The sequence below is a fragment of the Pedobacter frigoris genome (assembly GCF_032678645.1).
Taxonomy (GTDB): domain Bacteria; phylum Bacteroidota; class Bacteroidia; order Sphingobacteriales; family Sphingobacteriaceae; genus Pedobacter; species Pedobacter frigoris_A.
Map to the genome: position 1 here is coordinate 515,127 of NZ_JAVTSP010000003.1, position 16,211 is coordinate 531,337.

Below are 16,211 nucleotides of genomic sequence, written 5' to 3' on the forward strand. Positions count from 1 at the left end.
CTTTAAATGTGCCTTAATCCTGTTCGGTAATCAGCTGGCTTACCGGGTTTTCGATAACATGTAATCCATCATTGATCAGTTTCTTATGATCAGGTTCTACTCCCGCTTTTAGTTCCAGGTAAATGTGTACCTCTTTTTCCAGTTCAGGATACAATTGTTTATGATGCAGTATTTCCAAAATCTCGAGTGCCGAAAGCCAGTCGTAGCGATGGTCTGCTTTTAAAGCGCTAAAAAGTACCGGCAACATTTCGTAACCAGTTTGATTTTCCCTGATCAGACGCACATTTCTATAAATATCATGAAGTTTCTGGGTCTTCTCATCATATGTGATCTTATGGGTCTGTTTGTCGCTAACATGAGTGATTTCCTCATAAGCATCTTTGTCTGCCGCACCATTATATACAGAAACGATCTTTTCTCCAACAGCCATGTCATATGTTCCCCATTCCGGCTGGAACAGCAGATTACCGTTGCTTTCCTTTACTGTGCAATCCTCAAACGTGATTAGGATAGTTTTTCCGTTATGCTGATGGATTTTGGTTGCCATACCTTTTACAGAGATTCCGCTTTCAAACTCCAGTTCTGCAATGTGCTGTAATTTAATGCCATAGGTCGCTAGCGCAGAGAAGTCCATGTCTTCAATTGCAGAGGCTACTCCCTTCAATTTGCCAACCGGAGATGAGAAACCATCTTTATGATATAATTTTCCATGCCCTTCCAGTTGTTTACCTTCTACAGCCAATGCAGATGGGCCGGTAGTTTTGATAAAAGTCAACTGATCCTGCTGATCAATGCCCATATCAGTGAAAGTACCGGTAACCTGTAAGCCCGAACTGTATACTGCAGTTGCAGGATTTTTACATTCGATTGCCTTAATGATACCTTCGGAGCCTCCGCGTCTGAAAGCCATGGTATCAGCAAATGCTTCCAGCACATCAATCAGGTTCTGAAAAGTTTCAGTAACGAATAACTGGGGCTGAGGCTTGGTAATGTCATAAGCATAGTTGACCGTATCCAGGTTATACCATAATTTTTCAACATCGGCTTTCATGCATGACGAGCTTTCACCTATAGAAGAAAGTAATCCGGCACCATAAATTTTGGGATCTTCCAACGTTCCGATTAACCCGTATTCTACAGTCCACCAATGCAGTCGTCCAAGTAATGCCATCTCAGATGGTTCACCCATATTTTCGGATATCTGCTGTAAATGCTTTTCAGCTTTTGCAATTTCCTGCTCAGGCGCATCAACGGCCTCTTTGAGAATAGAAAGGTGTCGAATTGCTTCATACAGTTCAAAATCCTTAGATGAAAACATGGCTTTAGCGCCAATAGATCCAAAATAACTCAGGTAATTGTTGTAATCTGTATCTGCAATAATAGGAGCATGGCCTGCCGATTCATGAATGATATCAGGAGCAGGTGTATATTCGATGTGGTTGATCTGCCTAATATCAGCAGCTATCACAAGGACTCTGTAAGCCTGATATTCCATAAACGCAGCAGGGGGGATAAATCCGTCAACTGTAACAGCACCCCAGCCAATTTTGCCAAGGTTGTCATTCATCGTTTGCAAATCAGGAATATATTCGATACTCAGACCCGCGCGCTGCAATCCTTTGATATAAGGATAATAAGCTACATGTTTTAAATAACTATAATTCTGGCGCATTACATATCTCCATACTGCCTGATCTACAGGAGTATATTTTTCATAATGCTGCTCTACAATAAATTGCCTTAAATGCCTTGGCAGTTTAGCTACCTGTGGATTATTAAAGTCATTAAAATCGCTCATCGTAAGTATCTCTTATTATTAGGCTAAGTTACCGCAAAACTCAGCTTTAAACAAATAAATGCACTGCGATGACCTTAAAATGAGATTTAGCTAGTTGTGTTTTTTGACCTTGAAAGTAAAGTGTTTTTGCAGGAAATAACTGCACAGAGACAATGTAATTGTAATAAAGGCCTGTGATATAGTAGGGTAGAAGTGCAAGCCTTCCACCATGTATTTCAGCATGGCAAAGTTAAGCCCCAGATTGACACCCATCACTGCAGCATATCTGAAAATCTGCACTCTTCCCTTTAAGTTCGACTTCGTAAAGATCAGGTATTTGTTTAACGTAAAACCCCATACAAAAGAAGCAAACGTACTGATCACCAAGGCTAAGGAGTGCGCGGTAATGAGCTTAGGCAGAAAAGGAAAATCTACCTGTACATTTCTCTGGTGCAAGATCCAGTTGTAGGCAATATAATAGAAAACGATGCCGCATAATGCAGTTGAACCACCTGAAACTATGTATCTGAAAGTGTGAATCGGAAGCCAGCGCGAAAACGGCGGATAAAAGAAATCTATAAATTTGATCAGGGATTTGCGCATTTACTTTATTCGGCTGTAAGTTTATTGTCGATCATCCGATTGTTGTATTGCTGCACAAATGCTTTTAAATACTTCTCCATCTTACCTGCAATTAACGGTTCTTTCTCTAATATGTTGTTTTTAGTCAAACGATCTGTTTTCAGATTATACAGTGCAATGTTTAGTTTGCCATCATTGACCAACAAGTAATCACCCTGATAAAAACTAAAATTCCCATCGTTGTTGTTTACCACAAAGTTATCATTCCCTTTTGCAAAAGCATCAAAACCCAAGGCAAAATAAGGCTTGTCGTAATGTAAATAATTCAGTACAGTAGGCATGATGTCTATCTGTTGGACATTTTTATCTGCCTTTCCTTTCAGGTTGCCTCCGGGATAATATAGTACTATTGGAATTGAGAAATAACCCGGCGTAGTCTGGTATTCCGGAAAATAAGACACCGTTGCGTGATCTGCACAAAGCACAAATAGTGTGTTTTTGTACCAAGGCATAGTTGATGCTTTTTTGAAGAACTTGCGTAGCGCCATATCCGTGTATCCCAGTACTTCCTGCACGGGTAGTGGACCTTTAGGGAATTTACCTACATACTCGTCTGGCAATCTGAAAGGGTGGTGTGAGGATAAAGAGAAAAAGCTGGAGAAAAATGGCTGCTTCAGTGTATTCATCGTTTCTGCCATGTACTGCATAAAAGGATCGTCCCATATACCCCATGTGCCATCGGAGTCGCCGCTTTTCTTATATTCATTCTGACCAAAATAATGTTTAATTCCTGCGAGATGGGTATACGAAGAAAATCCCATAGAACCATTTGGAGCACCATGGAAAAATGCGGTTTCATATCCTTCATCACTCAATAGCTTGGCTATACTGGTGGTTTTATTACCCGAGTAAACAGAAAGTACAAAAGGTTCCCTGATCGACGGAATCCCTGAAATGACAGAGGGAAGCGCATCAATCGACTTTCTGCCATTGGCATAAGTATGGGTAAATGTAAAACTCTGCGATACCAGGGAATCAATGAAAGGAGTATAGCCTTTATAGGTTCCCCCGGCAAGATCGGTATTTAAACTGCCAACATGCTCCTTGCCCAAACTTTCGATGATTAGAAATACCACATTCAGTTTCTTAAATTTGCCGGCATCTGCAGGCATGTGTATTGGGTTGTAAATCGCATTTAATTCCTGTTCATTATAATAATTGACAGGCTTTAATTTGGAAGCTTTTAATGTTCTAAAAATACAGAACGGCGTGTTGAGCACCAGGCTCATCTGATCCGGGGTATCTACAAATTCTCCCGCATTGCTCAGTGTGATCGGGCGGGTTCCAAAACCCCAGCCGCCTCTGATACCGGTAAGACAAGCAAGTGCAATTACGACCATCAAAACAGTATGCAATGCATATGCCGGCCATGTAAAGCGAACCGGCGGCTTAATTTTTACGAGATCATATAACTTGACAAAAGCCCAGATAAATACGATAAAAAGCAGCAGCAGGTACCAGTAGTCTCCTAAAAAATCAATAAAGAGTTTGAATTTGTTCTGTTCATTGCTAAACTGGCTGAAAACAGTAGCTGTCGTTCTTTTAAGTGTGTATTTAAAGTATGCGAAGTCAGCAAAATTCGCTAAAATCCCAAGGCTGTTTGAGATGATGAACAACCATTTACAAAAACGCTGATAACCCTCTTTATACCTGAAAGGAAAAGGTATAACATTCATCAAAATAAAGATCAGGTTGATATAAAGCAGCGCTGATACATCAAATTTCAATCCCCCGTACATCATGTACAGGTACTTAGGGAAGGTGATGTGTTGAAACAAACCGTGATTAAAGAAATAGAAACCTAAGCGACAAAAAGTATATAAAACCATTACGATCAGGAACCGATAAGCAAGCGCGACGTAAAGATTTACTGTTTTAGAGTGTTTTGTTTTCAACTGCAGTGATTTGATGCAGCGAATTTAAGGATTTGCAAATGATTTATTAAAGATATCTTAATATCAGCTATTTCATCTTGGAAGCGCAACAAAGTCAGTTACCGAGCAGTACCGATAGCCCTTATGTGGCTGAATGCTTACGCCTACAAAATTAAATTTTGAAGTGGAATTTAATATGATTTTTCGGTGTCCTAAGTCAGAAACACCTTTGTCCAGCAATAACATACATACATTTCCTAATCCGGTAGGATATCCAAAAGCAAGATTTTCTCCCAGAGATTTTTTAGGATACATACTGCTGATCCTGTCCTTTACGCTTCGCCCGTCTCTGGAAGTATGAGCAGCATAATTGTAAAGATTCATGTCCTTTGCATGCTGCCTCGAAACCCAGCTGAGCGCTTCGTCCGGATATAACATATCCAGGTTTTTAATATTTTTAAGGTCCCTTTCCAGGCTGATGTAATAATGGCTATTCCTGTCAATTCTCAGCTCCTTATAGTTGCTGTATTGAGTCATCTGCTTGTTGTATGAATTCGCAAACTCCTGGAAGTAGGTGTTGAAAAACTTCTCGCCATCCAGCCGTGCCAGGTTCATGTACATGACCAGATCCTTCTCCTCTCCACTAAGGTAGTCAGCGGTTTTGGCGGTATTGGCCATTCTCAATTCATCTCTGGACCAGGTATCTCCCTGCGCCTTTTTGTAGTTGGCAGCAGGGGTCAGTAAACCTGTAAACAGTAAAATCAGCAAAGCAAAGGGTCTCATGCTAACTCTTATGCAAAAGCGAGGCCATTTACTTAATGATTCGCTATAGAAACATTATAAAGTTCGTACCAGTCCTGATGATCAAGCGCTATGTTAAAAGCATTTACTGCATTTCTTATCCTTTGCTCATTGGTCGTTCCTATTAGTGGAAGTGCATCAAGTTTTACCAGCCAAGCCACTGCAAGCGATTCAATATCAGCGTTGTATTTTATGCTCAGTTCTTCAAGCTTAGCGCGTACTTTTGTTGCTTTTTCATCGTTTCCGGTAGCAATTCTTCCTTCAGCAAGTGGGGCATAAGCAAGCGGACGCATATAACGTTGTTTGATATAATCCAACTGACCATTGTCCAGCGCCTGGGTACTTAGTAAGTTGAGTTCAATATGATTGGTTACGATAGGTTTGCTTAGATAAGATGCAAGCAACTGGTGCTGGAAAACAGAAAAATTCGCCACACCGATACTCTTAATTTTTCCTGAGTCTTTCAGTTTTTCTAATGTCAACGCTGTTTCTTCCAGATTAGAGATGGGATCCAGCTTATCCAGCAAAAAGATATCCAGGTAATCAGTCCTTAGTTTTCTTAGAGATGATTCTACACTTTTAATGATGTGCTCAGCAGAGGTATTGTAGTGCTTTACCCTGATATCGGGGTTCTGAGGGTGAGGTACCCTTAGTCCGCATTTTGAAAACAATACCACGTCTTCTCTTTTGAAAGATCCTTCTTTAAGCAGTTCACCAAACAGTTCTTCACATTGGTAAGAACCATAACTATCACCATGTTCAAAGGTATTGATACCCAGCTCAAGACATAGATGAACAATCTTTTTTAAAACATTACCAGCATCTTTTACTTCATCCCATCTGTAAAAACCGTAAACTGCAGGAGAAACTTTCGGGCCTGCATCCCCCATATATATTTTTTGCATCTGCTTATAATTTATTTTCCATCTGAAATCAGTTTCCTTGGCCTTTTGCTTTTAAAGCCATTTTCTGTATTTTGATTTACCTGTCGCTCATGCGATGGAAAGTTGTTTGATTTGAACTGCTTAGGCTTTTTCTCCCGATCCTCGTCTGCAAGTTTTACAGTAAGTTTTCGTCCCTTCATCACCATTCCATTCAGGTTTGCAATAGCCCTGTCTGCGCCTGCCTGATCTACCATTTCGATAAAGCCATAGCCTTTATGCTTATGGGTTACTTTATCGGTCAATAAATGTATACTATGTATCATCCCCTGGATACTGAACAACTCGATCAGTTCGACATCCTCAATGTCTAACGGATATCCAACTACAAATAATTTTATCATGAAAATCTAATCTAATGACCAAATTTAATGTTTTAATTGGTCTTTTAGTAATGTTTATTGAATTGTGATTCGTTAGTTATGACACCGGCTTCCGGTTGGTTTATTTGTATTGTCTTTGTTGAGTGTTTGATGTGCATTCGTATAATTACAACCCAAATGCGATAGCAAATCAATCCCTGCGCAGTTGTCGAATGGGCTGTAGCCCTCCCAACCCTTGTTTAGTTCCTATGAAAGGGTTGAGAAGAACCTTTGAAGATGCGAATGCATGCCAAATGTGCAACAAACCGATGAGGAGGGAATTCTGAAAAGAAGCTAATCTCTGAAATGGGAAACTTGGGATAATTGGTGAGTAATTACGTTTTTTTATATAATTTTTATTGCTGATATAATTTTTGTTTATTTATATATTTTATCGAAATTTATTTTAAGTACCATTAATTTAACATCATCAATCCCTAATCCCTATTTAATGAAAAATTTAATCAAAATCTGCATGATGTTGCTGTTATCAGTAACATTTTATGCCTGTAAAAAAAATGTGGAAACTTCTGCCCCAATAGAAAATGGCGCAATTTCTTCAAGTAAAAAAGGTGATTCAATAATCCATAAGTTAACAATTGACGGAAAGCTGAATTATATCGTGGAAGTGGATGGCATCTATTACTTTGCCGAAGATATAATCATCAGCAAGGAGCAGTTTAACGTGCTGAAAAAACTTACAGCCGATTTATCCACGCAGGAAAGAAGTACGATTGTACAAGATTTTGCGGCCACCTGGCCAAATTCAAAGGCTTATTACCAATACCCAGATCCCGCTACCATGACTGCAGCCCAACACAGTTCATTTGTTAGTACGATTAATACAGCACTAGGTAATATTACCACAGCTACAGGAATTCAGTTCGAAGAGAGAACCACTCAAACTGAATATATGAAATTCGTGAAATCTACCGGCAACAATTCACCACTAGGTTGGCAAAAAAACAGGGTAAATACCGTGAATTTATACAATTACAACCACGTAGGCATTACAATGCATGAAGTGATGCATTCGTTGGGGATCATGCACGAGCAATGCAGGCCGGATAGAGACCAATATGTAATTGTGGACCTGACAAAAGTCCAGTCAGGATATGAGCATAATTATAACCTGTTTCTAAATTATGGCGGACATGGTGCTTTTGACTTTGGGTCGGTGATGCTTTATTCTTCTACCAGTTTTGCTATAGACAATAGCCAACCTCCTATGACTAAATTAGATGGTTCTACATTTGTCGGACAAAGAGCTGCTTTATCTGCCGGCGACATTGCCGGTTTAAAAAGCCTGTACTTTCCTATGGATGTAAGTGGTGTTTATAGGATTACACCCGTTAGTATTGCCTCAAAATCTCTTGATATTTTTGGCGGTAGTCCAGCTGATGGAACGAGGGTGATCATCTGGCCTTCTCATCAGGCAAATAACCAAAGATTTATTTTTACCAAAGTGGAACATGGTTATTATCAGATTAAATCGGTATTAGATCCTACGAAAGTGTTGACTGTACGCAATGCGGCTACCACTAGTGGAACGCAGGTGGAGCTGCGGACAAATGCAAATGCAAGTCACCAAAAATTCAAGCTTTATAATGCTGGAAATCTTGGGTTTAGTTTTGCTCCGCTAAATGCCAGCGGACTCAGGCTGGAGTTAAGTGGTCAGGCTACTGCCGATGGTACAAATATTGTCGTAAGTACATCCAACACCAGTTCTCAGGCACAAAAATTTAATTTAACTAAATTTTAAATCTATTTAAACCTCATGCAAGTTGGTACTTGTAGCATGGGGTTTATTTACTTAAAGACACCATCTTGAAAACTGTATTATTTTCAATCATTTTAATGTGTATTACGCCTGTCGCTTTTTCTCAGGAGCAGAAATTCACAGTTTCTTTAAATACAGGACTATTCAGAGAAGACTTTAATTGGTCTATCGCAGGGAATATGGAAGGAAAAAATCCAAATGTTTTATCTGAACTGATATGGAGAAATTTGGAGGGAATCCAGTACAATATCAATTCAAGCTATTTTTTGTCTTCAAAAATAGCTGTAAATGCCAATTTTACCTATGGCAGAATAAGTAAAGGCAGGGTTAACGACTCAGATTATTTAGAAGACAACAGAAAGCAATCTGTATTTGATGAATCCTTTTTAAGCAATAAAGGTTACCATCAAAATGCAAATTTTAATCTGCTTATAAAGCGCGATTTAACCCGGAAAATAGCGCTAAGTGCATTGATAGGTTATGATAATTTAGTTCAAAAACTATATTTACTGGAAGATCCTGATTACCCCACCGACGAAAATTTAAACTCTTATTACAAAAATTCCTGGAATGGTTTGCAGGTTGGCTTCGATTTGAAATATTCAATAGGAAAATTTTCAGCTCTGGGGAAAGCCAGGGCAGGATATTACAAGTATTACGCCAATGCAAACTGGAATTTGGTGCCAAACTTTAACAAACCCATAAGTTTTGAGCAGAAAGCAAATGCCTATAAATATGGAGGTAGTTTGCATGTGTCGTATTTAATAATCAAGCAATTGGAAATCAACAGTGGCTTAAGTTTTACTTACGGCGCAAGTTTAGCAGGAAAGGATTATGCATATTTTACTGATAACAGCATTGCTACTACAAAATTTAATGGTGCCGAGTTAAAAAGCAGCTTTCTTGAGTTGGGTTTGAGTTTGAATTTTTAAGCCAACACTGGAAGTTAGTTTACCTATTGTAAACTTTTAAACAATTTTTGTAAACTTCTTTGGGTGTAAAACCGGAGGTGCTTAGGTCTTTAGAGGCTAAATTTAATGAAAAGATAATATCTGCTTTGCATCTACACTTTTTTATAATTTTAGTTTTGCTAAAAATTTTAATACATTGTGTTGACCAAATTATTTATAACAAAACAGATTTGAAAGAGCTTACCGACTTAGCTTTGCTTTCTTTATTAAAAGAGGATAATAATGACGCATTTAATGAGATATATGCCCGTTATTGGGATGTGGTATACGCTGTCGCCTGTAAAAAACTCCTTGATAAAGAGGAAGCTAAAGACGTAGTACATGATATGTTCTTGCTGATTTGGCTAAAACGAAATTCTATTCAGATCACCACTACATTTGCAGGATATATCTATGTTATCCTCAAAAATAAACTTACTGATTTAAGCCGCAGGCGAATTCTCCAGTTAAAACATAGCAATGAAACCATAAAATCTGAATCTGGTACGGAAGAAAATGTTTTTGAACGATACGCATCAAAAGACATGGTTAGTCAGCTGCAGCTCGAAATTGAAAATATGCCTGTAGGTATGCGCAAAGTTTTTCTGATGAGCAGGGAGGAACAGCTTTCTGTTAATGAAATTGCAAATAAACTCTCCATTTCCTCACAAACGGTTAAAAATCAAATTACCAGTGCGCTAAAAAGACTAAGAGAAAAATACCCCAATAATTAATTTTTTCATTTAGCCATAGTACCTCTTTCATTCTCGTTCGTTATGTATTTAGTATATGGACGAAAAGAATAAAAAAGACCTTTATAAGGAATTCGGCGTTGAAGATCCTTCAGCATATTTTGAAGATGACCATGACCGGGAGAAGGTGCGTCTTGAAATTCTGGAACGAATTCAGGCGAGTAAAAATAACTTAAAGCCAACAGCTAAATTAAGGCCTTTGAGGAACCGAAGGCTATTAATGGCAGCTGCGGCTATCAGCTTCCTGTTGCTTTCCATAGGTTTGCTGTTTTATAATAATTTTAACAATGATGACCTGATCACCATCACAGTAGCAAAGGGTAAAACACAGGAGGTGACACTGCCAGACGGATCTAAGGTATGGCTGAATGCGGCAAGCACATTAAAGTATCCAAAGAAATTTGGTGCGAAAAGAATTGTCTATCTGGAAGACGGAGAAGGCTTCTTTAAAGTGGTACATGATGATAAAGTTCCATTTATAGTACAATCGGCAACGTTGAAAACATATGTATTGGGGACCTCCTTTGTGGTGAAAGCTTATAAAAGCTTGTCGACAGCAACTGTTTCAGTGGTGACAGGTAAAGTAGCGGTAAGCCACGACGATAAGCAGATTGGTTTATTGACCAGAAACCAGGAGGTTGTCTATAATAAGACCAATAAGCAATCAAAAATGATCAAGACAGTAGCTCAGGAAAAAACGGAATGGAATGATGGAAAAGTTATTTTAAATGCCGTTTACTTCGAGGATATGATGCTGGCTATAGAGAATGCTTACCAGGTAAATATCGAATACGACAGAACGCTCTTTAAGAATTGCCAGAACAGTATCCGTTTCAATACCAAACAAAGTCTGAAGGATGTTCTGGACCTTATAAAAGACATTCAGGGAATAAATTATGAATTAAAAGAAAAGGAGGTAATTATAACGGGCAGCGGATGTAATTAAGCTAAAAAAAAATCAGTACCTGTTGCAGCAGATACTGATCTAAAATGTACAGCATGCGGGGCTTTCGTCGAAAAAATTTCCGTATGGCTGTGTTGTGTTTCATTTAAACTATAAAACGAACTAAAAATATGAAAAAAAACATTACTACACTAATTCTGAAGATAATGAAGGTAGGATTAATGGTGTTTGCTGCTTTACTTACTTCTGCCGGAACTCTCGTGGCAGAAACGGTATTTAGCCAGAATCTAAAAGATGTTAAGGTAAGTATAAACCTTAAAGGAGAATCACTGGAAAGAGCAATCGAAAAAATCAGTAAAACAAGTAAACTAGACTTTTCTTATAACAATAATGAACTTAGAAAGGTTAAAGGCATCATACTGGAGGCTGAAGACAGGCCGCTGGATGAAATTTTAAATGAAATCCTGGATGATACCCCTTTCTCTTTTAGAGTAGCAGACAAAAATATTGTTATTTTCAAGAGAAGAGAAAATATTCTTGTTGGACAGGAAATAATTAAAGGTAAGGTTACAGATGATATGGGTGTTCCCTTAGCAGGTGTAACAGTGTCTGTAAAAGGTACAAGCAAAGCTGTGAAAACCGGGGCAGACGGCAGCTATCAGATAGAGACAACTTCTCCCGGAGATGTGCTTGTATTTACTTACATGGGACTAACTACAACGGAAGTTGTAGTAGGTACACAACAGCAGCTGAATGTAGTAATGAAGGATGATCAGAAGATTCTGAATGAGGTTGTAGTAGTGGGTTATGGTGTGCAAAAGAAAATTAATCTGAGTGGTGCCGTAGATGGAATTACCAGTAAAGACATCGAAAACCGCCCTTTTCCAAATATAGGAGCTGGTTTACAGGGACTAATTCCCAATCTGAATGTGACCATCACTAATGGGCAGGCCAATAGCGCACCTTCATTTAACATCAGAGGGTATACTTCTCTAAACGGAGGCGGTCCCTACATCCTGGTGGACAATGTTCCTTTCACTGCCGGTGAACTGATGGCCTTAAATCCGAATGATGTTGAAAGCGTGTCGGTGCTTAAAGATGCTGCATCTGCTGCAATTTATGGTGCAAGAGGAGCATTCGGTGTGATTTTGATCACTACCAAACGGGCAAAAAGTGATCAGCTAAAAGTTTCTGCGAATACCTATTACGCGATCAGAACACTGGGTAAGGTTCCGGAAATTGTTACCGATCCCCTTAAAACAATGGAATACAAGCATGATGCGGCTTACCCATTGTACAATTTGTTTCCGGAAAACGTGAGGGAATATGCGAAACAACGTTCTGAAAATCCTTCTTTGCCTGCTGTGATTATTTCTCCGACCGATCCTAATGCATGGATGTATTATGGTTCTACAAACTGGTTGGATGAAGTGTATAACAAGACTGCACCTACTTATAGTGCCAATATGAACATCTCAAAACGTGACGATAAACTGAGCTATTACGTTTCTTCTGAATACTATAGAAATGATGGAATGCTGCGTTATGGAAATGACATTTTAGACAGGTACAATATCAGAGCAAAGGCAGACTATCAGCTTAGGAAATGGCTTAATATCGGAAACAATACTTCATTTATGTCAAGTACTTATGATGCCCCGGCATTCTATAATTCTGACCTGTTCCACAACATCAACAGACAGAGTTCACTGGACGTTCCGTTTAATCCGGATGGTAGCTGGACTTCAGCAGGTGCAAATACATTGGGAAGATTGCAGAGCGGAGGACGCAGTGTATCGAGGATGAATAATTTTCAAACAACTTTCAATGCTGTTGCTGGTATCATCAATGGCGTGTGGGATTTTAAAGCAGATGCAACTTTCAGAAGGATAAACTCAACAGGTAAATCTTTTGATATTCCGGTTCCGTATAAAACAGGCCCGAATTCGACCATCAGTTATGCAGGTGCAAATCCTACATGGGCACAGAACGACAATGGAAGTGTAAGGCATAACATCTATAACGTCTATACTGATTTTCATAAAACATTCGGAGAAAAACATTACGTACAGGCATTGCTTGGTTTCAATCAGGAATACCGGTATGAAAACACCAATTGGGTGAACCGTAAGGGGTTAATCAGTAATACATTACCTTCTGTTTCTTTGGCAACAGGTGATGTAACTGGTGCTGAGTCTATCACAGACTGGGCAGTAAGAGGCTGGTTTTATCGTTTGAATTATATCTTTGATGATAAGTATATCCTGGAACTGAATGGCCGCTATGATGGTACTTCACGTTTCCCTGATGGTGACAGATGGGGTTTCTTCCCCTCGGCCTCAGCTGCCTGGGTAGTGAACAAAGAGCGCTTCTTTCAACCGCTTACAGAGTCTATTGGTATTGATCTGCTGAAACTTCGTGCATCTTATGGTGCTTTGGGTAACCAGGATGTTGGTGCATATGATTATATACCAACAATGGGATCGGGTCAAATTGGTCAAATTCTGGATGGCAAGCGCCCTGTTGAGGTAAGGCCTCCGGGAGCAGTGGCGCCAAGCCTGACCTGGGAAAAGGTGTCAACCATCAACTTTGGTGGTGATCTTGGATTCTTTAAAAACAGGCTGGAGATCAATTTCGATGCTTACACACGTTACACAGAAGGCATGCTTACCCTAGGTAAATCTTTACCGGGACCTTTCGGAACTGCGGAGCCAAGGTTAAATGCTGCTGATTTAAAGACCAAAGGATGGGAATTAAGAGTTGGATGGAATGACAGCTTTAATGCATCCGGCAGCCAGTTTTACTATGGTGTGAAATTGAGTGTGGCCGATAGCAGATCATACATCACTAAGTTTGATAATCCAACTAACTTGCTTTCGGCTAATTACGTTGGAAGAGAAATTGGAGAGATCTGGGGATTAGAAACAGAAGGTTTCTTCCAGTCGAAAGAAGAGCTAGCCAGTCACCCCGATCAAACGGCGGTGGGCGCTGATGATACCGGGTATAAATTCGACGTTGGTGATTTGAAATTCAGGGACCTTAACGGAGATGGCGTAATCAATAAAGGAAATAACACATTAGCTAATCCTGGTGATCAAAGGATCATCGGTAACAACAGAGCCCGCTACTTTTATAGTGCAGATCTGAATGCTGGCTGGAAAGGCTTTGATGTACGGTTCTTTTTCCAGGGAGTAGGGAAAAGGGATTGGTATCCAAATGCAGGTAACCACTACTTCTGGGGAGTATATGCGCAACCGTGGACAAACGTACAAGTTCATAATCTGGATAGCTGGACACCAGAGACACCAAATGCATACTTTCCAAGGGTAAAAGCTTACATCGCTGAGGACGCTACTGAATTGGGTAATCCTCAGACAAAATACCTTCAGGACGCGTCTTATCTGCGATTGAAAAATCTAACATTAGGTTATACGCTGCCAACTGCGATCACGAGTAAAATGAAGGTAGACAAATTGCGGTTTTACTTCAGTGCAGAAAACGTGTTTGGTACTTCGCACCTTAAAGCGAACCTTGATCCGGAAGGACTGGACGGAACGGTATATCCTTTCCAAAAAACCTTCTCGTTTGGTTTAAACCTTAATTTTTAACTTAAGCAGAACTGTATCATGAAATCAAAAATATATTATATCCTCATTTTAGGATTTATAACAACCGGAATGATCGCCTGCAAAAAAGACTTTTTGCAGAGAGACCCTCAGACTACAATTACCAGCAACGTTTTTTTTCAGTCTACCGCAGATTTACAGACGTATAGCAATGGGTTTTATTCACAGCTTTCGCCGTCTTATGATGACATCAATTCAGACAACATCGCCAACTACAATGCAAGCGGCACAGTAGATCTAATGGTGAGAGGCGGACTTTCTTCTGCAAATGCCGGTGGATGGAGTAAGTCTGACTGGGGCAACCTTCGCAAAATCAATTACATGCTGGACCATGTGAAACAGGTGAAGGGAGATGCTGCGGAAATCAGGCATTATGTAGGAATTGCACGCTTTTTCAGGGGCTTGTTTTACTTCAATATGATCAAGTCTTATCATAACGTGCCATGGTATAACACAGTGTTAAACTCTGAAGACGCTGCGCTTTATAAACCACAGGACCCTAGAGCAATGGTAGCTGATTCAGTGTTGAACGATCTGACTTATGCTGCAGCGAATATTCTGCCGGGTGGAACGAATACCAGAATCACCAAATGGGCTGCATTGACTTTGCTGGCACGCTATGCGCTTCATGAAGGTACATTCAGAAAATACCATGATGAGGTTGGCCTGACTAATGATTACCAGCGTTTTCTGGATGTAGCTATCTCTGCAAGTGCTCAGATCATGAAGGATGGTGGTTTCAGTATTGTAGGCAGTGGAGGTGAAGGTTACCGCGCTTTGTTCTCTAGTGGTAATCTTTCGGGAAATAAAGAAATGATTCTCTGGGCTGATTATGGTAAAGAACTTGGCGTAGGAAATAACACACATACTGTATTGGATTATACCTGGTCACTGAGTAAAAACCTGGCAGATACTTATCTGAAAACTGATGGTACGCCGTTTACAAATACGCCGGGTTACAACACCAAATTGTATACGGAGGTGTTTGCAGGAAGAGATCCAAGGATGAAGGAAACTATCGTGAATCCGGATTTCAGGGGGCCAAACAATACAACTGCTCCATTCCGTATCAAACCTACACTGGGTGGATACAACCAAATCAAATTTTATCCACGTTCGGCTGACCTGATGCTAGGTTGGGTGATGAACTATACAGACTTGCCTATCTTTAGGTACGCGGAAGTATTACTAATCAATGCTGAGGCTAAAGCAGAGTCAGGCAATATCACTCAAACTGATCTTGATCAAACGGTGAATTTGCTGAGGAATCGCGTGCAAATGCCTGCAATGACAATAGCAGTTGCACTTGATCCGGTGCTATCCGCAACTTATCCTAATGCAACAGCTACAAACAGGGCACTCTTGCTCGAAATCAGAAGAGAGAGAAGGGTAGAAATGGCTTGTGAAGGCTTGCGATACGACGATCTTGTACGCTGGAAATCAGGTAAATTATTGCAGGACAGTCAGCAGGGTATGTATGTGCCGGCTATGGGTGCACTGGATGTTACGGGTGATGGGGTTGCCGATATTGCTATCCTTGCTTCACCAAATGATGAATCTGCGATAGCGAATGTTCCTGAGGATATTAAGAAAAATCTTTCGAAATATTACCTGAAAGATAAAGATGGAAAAGACCAGAATTTTTACCTGACAGGCGGTACATCCGGATTCATTGCGTTTACCCGCGATAGGGATCAGCCAAGGAATTTTATTGAACCAAAATATTATTACAGACCGATTCCTATGGTTGAAACAGTTTTGAACCCCGCTTTGAAACAAGTATTCGGCTGGTAACAAAATTG

At 39.9% G+C, this 16,211-nt stretch carries 12 protein-coding genes; 6 read left to right on the forward strand and 6 right to left on the reverse strand.

Going from position 1 to position 16,211, the window contains the following annotated elements:
* Window positions 1-13: 13 nt before the first annotated feature.
* The 6 genes from R2Q78_RS12635 to R2Q78_RS12660 all read right to left on the reverse strand — a co-directional run bounded on the left by R2Q78_RS12635 (window position 14) and on the right by R2Q78_RS12660 (window position 6,379).
* A complete protein-coding gene (locus tag R2Q78_RS12635; RefSeq protein WP_316792407.1) occupies window positions 14-1,798 on the reverse strand; it encodes an aromatic amino acid hydroxylase in 1,785 nt (594 codons plus the stop codon).
* Window positions 1,799-1,888: 90 nt separating this feature from the next.
* Window positions 1,889-2,380 carry a GtrA family protein gene (locus R2Q78_RS12640; protein ID WP_316792408.1) on the reverse strand — a complete coding sequence of 164 codons (492 nt, stop codon included), beginning with the start codon at window positions 2,378-2,380 and terminating at the stop codon, window positions 1,889-1,891.
* Window positions 2,381-2,385: 5 nt separating this feature from the next.
* A complete protein-coding gene (locus tag R2Q78_RS12645) occupies window positions 2,386-4,314 on the reverse strand; it encodes an LTA synthase family protein (protein ID WP_316792409.1) in 1,929 nt (642 codons plus the stop codon).
* A gap of 72 nt (window positions 4,315-4,386) precedes the next feature.
* Window positions 4,387-5,076: a CAP domain-containing protein gene (locus R2Q78_RS12650; protein ID WP_316792411.1), complete on the reverse strand. Its 690-nt coding sequence runs from the start codon at window positions 5,074-5,076 to the stop codon at window positions 4,387-4,389.
* Between the two features lie 32 nt (window positions 5,077-5,108).
* Window positions 5,109-5,999 carry an aldo/keto reductase family oxidoreductase gene (locus tag R2Q78_RS12655; RefSeq protein ID WP_316792413.1) on the reverse strand — a complete coding sequence of 297 codons (891 nt, stop codon included), beginning with the start codon at window positions 5,997-5,999 and terminating at the stop codon, window positions 5,109-5,111.
* 11 nt (window positions 6,000-6,010) lie between these two features.
* Window positions 6,011-6,379 (reverse strand): hypothetical protein, encoded by a 369-nt coding sequence (locus R2Q78_RS12660; RefSeq protein WP_316792415.1) that lies wholly within the window; start codon window positions 6,377-6,379, stop codon window positions 6,011-6,013.
* A gap of 469 nt (window positions 6,380-6,848) precedes the next feature.
* Here R2Q78_RS12660 and R2Q78_RS12665 point away from each other — a divergent pair, with 469 nt between their 5' ends.
* From R2Q78_RS12665 to R2Q78_RS12690, 6 genes are all read left to right on the forward strand, one after another.
* A complete protein-coding gene (locus tag R2Q78_RS12665) occupies window positions 6,849-8,159 on the forward strand; it encodes a M12 family metallopeptidase (protein WP_316792418.1) in 1,311 nt (436 codons plus the stop codon).
* Between the two features lie 65 nt (window positions 8,160-8,224).
* Window positions 8,225-9,109, forward strand: a complete 885-nt coding sequence (locus R2Q78_RS12670) for a hypothetical protein (protein ID WP_316792420.1) — start codon at window positions 8,225-8,227, stop codon at window positions 9,107-9,109.
* Window positions 9,110-9,168: 59 nt separating this feature from the next.
* On the forward strand, window positions 9,169-9,861 hold the full coding sequence (locus tag R2Q78_RS12675) for an RNA polymerase sigma factor (protein ID WP_316792422.1): 693 nt from the start codon (window positions 9,169-9,171) through the stop codon (window positions 9,859-9,861).
* 55 nt (window positions 9,862-9,916) lie between these two features.
* Entirely contained in the window at window positions 9,917-10,825 is a 909-nt protein-coding gene (locus tag R2Q78_RS12680; protein WP_316792424.1) for a FecR family protein, read from the forward strand.
* Window positions 10,826-10,953: 128 nt separating this feature from the next.
* A complete protein-coding gene (locus R2Q78_RS12685) occupies window positions 10,954-14,391 on the forward strand; it encodes a SusC/RagA family TonB-linked outer membrane protein (protein ID WP_316792425.1) in 3,438 nt (1,145 codons plus the stop codon).
* A gap of 18 nt (window positions 14,392-14,409) precedes the next feature.
* Window positions 14,410-16,203 (forward strand): RagB/SusD family nutrient uptake outer membrane protein, encoded by a 1,794-nt coding sequence (locus R2Q78_RS12690; protein WP_316792427.1) that lies wholly within the window; start codon window positions 14,410-14,412, stop codon window positions 16,201-16,203.
* Window positions 16,204-16,211 lie beyond the last annotated feature (8 nt).

Excerpts from the sequence above, each read along its gene's own strand:
- R2Q78_RS12650 (WP_316792411.1), bottom strand. The coding sequence starts at position 5,076 with ATGAGACCCTTTGCTTTGCTGATTTTACTGTTTACAGGTTTACTGACC.
- R2Q78_RS12640 (WP_316792408.1), bottom strand. The coding sequence starts at position 2,380 with ATGCGCAAATCCCTGATCAAATTTATAGATTTCTTTTATCCGCCGTTT.
- R2Q78_RS12635 (WP_316792407.1), bottom strand. The coding sequence starts at position 1,798 with ATGAGCGATTTTAATGACTTTAATAATCCACAGGTAGCTAAACTGCCA.
- R2Q78_RS12660 (WP_316792415.1), bottom strand. The coding sequence starts at position 6,379 with ATGATAAAATTATTTGTAGTTGGATATCCGTTAGACATTGAGGATGTC.
- R2Q78_RS12690 (WP_316792427.1), top strand. The coding sequence starts at position 14,410 with ATGAAATCAAAAATATATTATATCCTCATTTTAGGATTTATAACAACC.
- R2Q78_RS12680 (WP_316792424.1), top strand. The coding sequence starts at position 9,917 with ATGGACGAAAAGAATAAAAAAGACCTTTATAAGGAATTCGGCGTTGAA.
- R2Q78_RS12685 (WP_316792425.1), top strand. The coding sequence starts at position 10,954 with ATGAAAAAAAACATTACTACACTAATTCTGAAGATAATGAAGGTAGGA.
- R2Q78_RS12665 (WP_316792418.1), top strand. The coding sequence starts at position 6,849 with ATGAAAAATTTAATCAAAATCTGCATGATGTTGCTGTTATCAGTAACA.
- R2Q78_RS12655 (WP_316792413.1), bottom strand. The coding sequence starts at position 5,999 with ATGCAAAAAATATATATGGGGGATGCAGGCCCGAAAGTTTCTCCTGCA.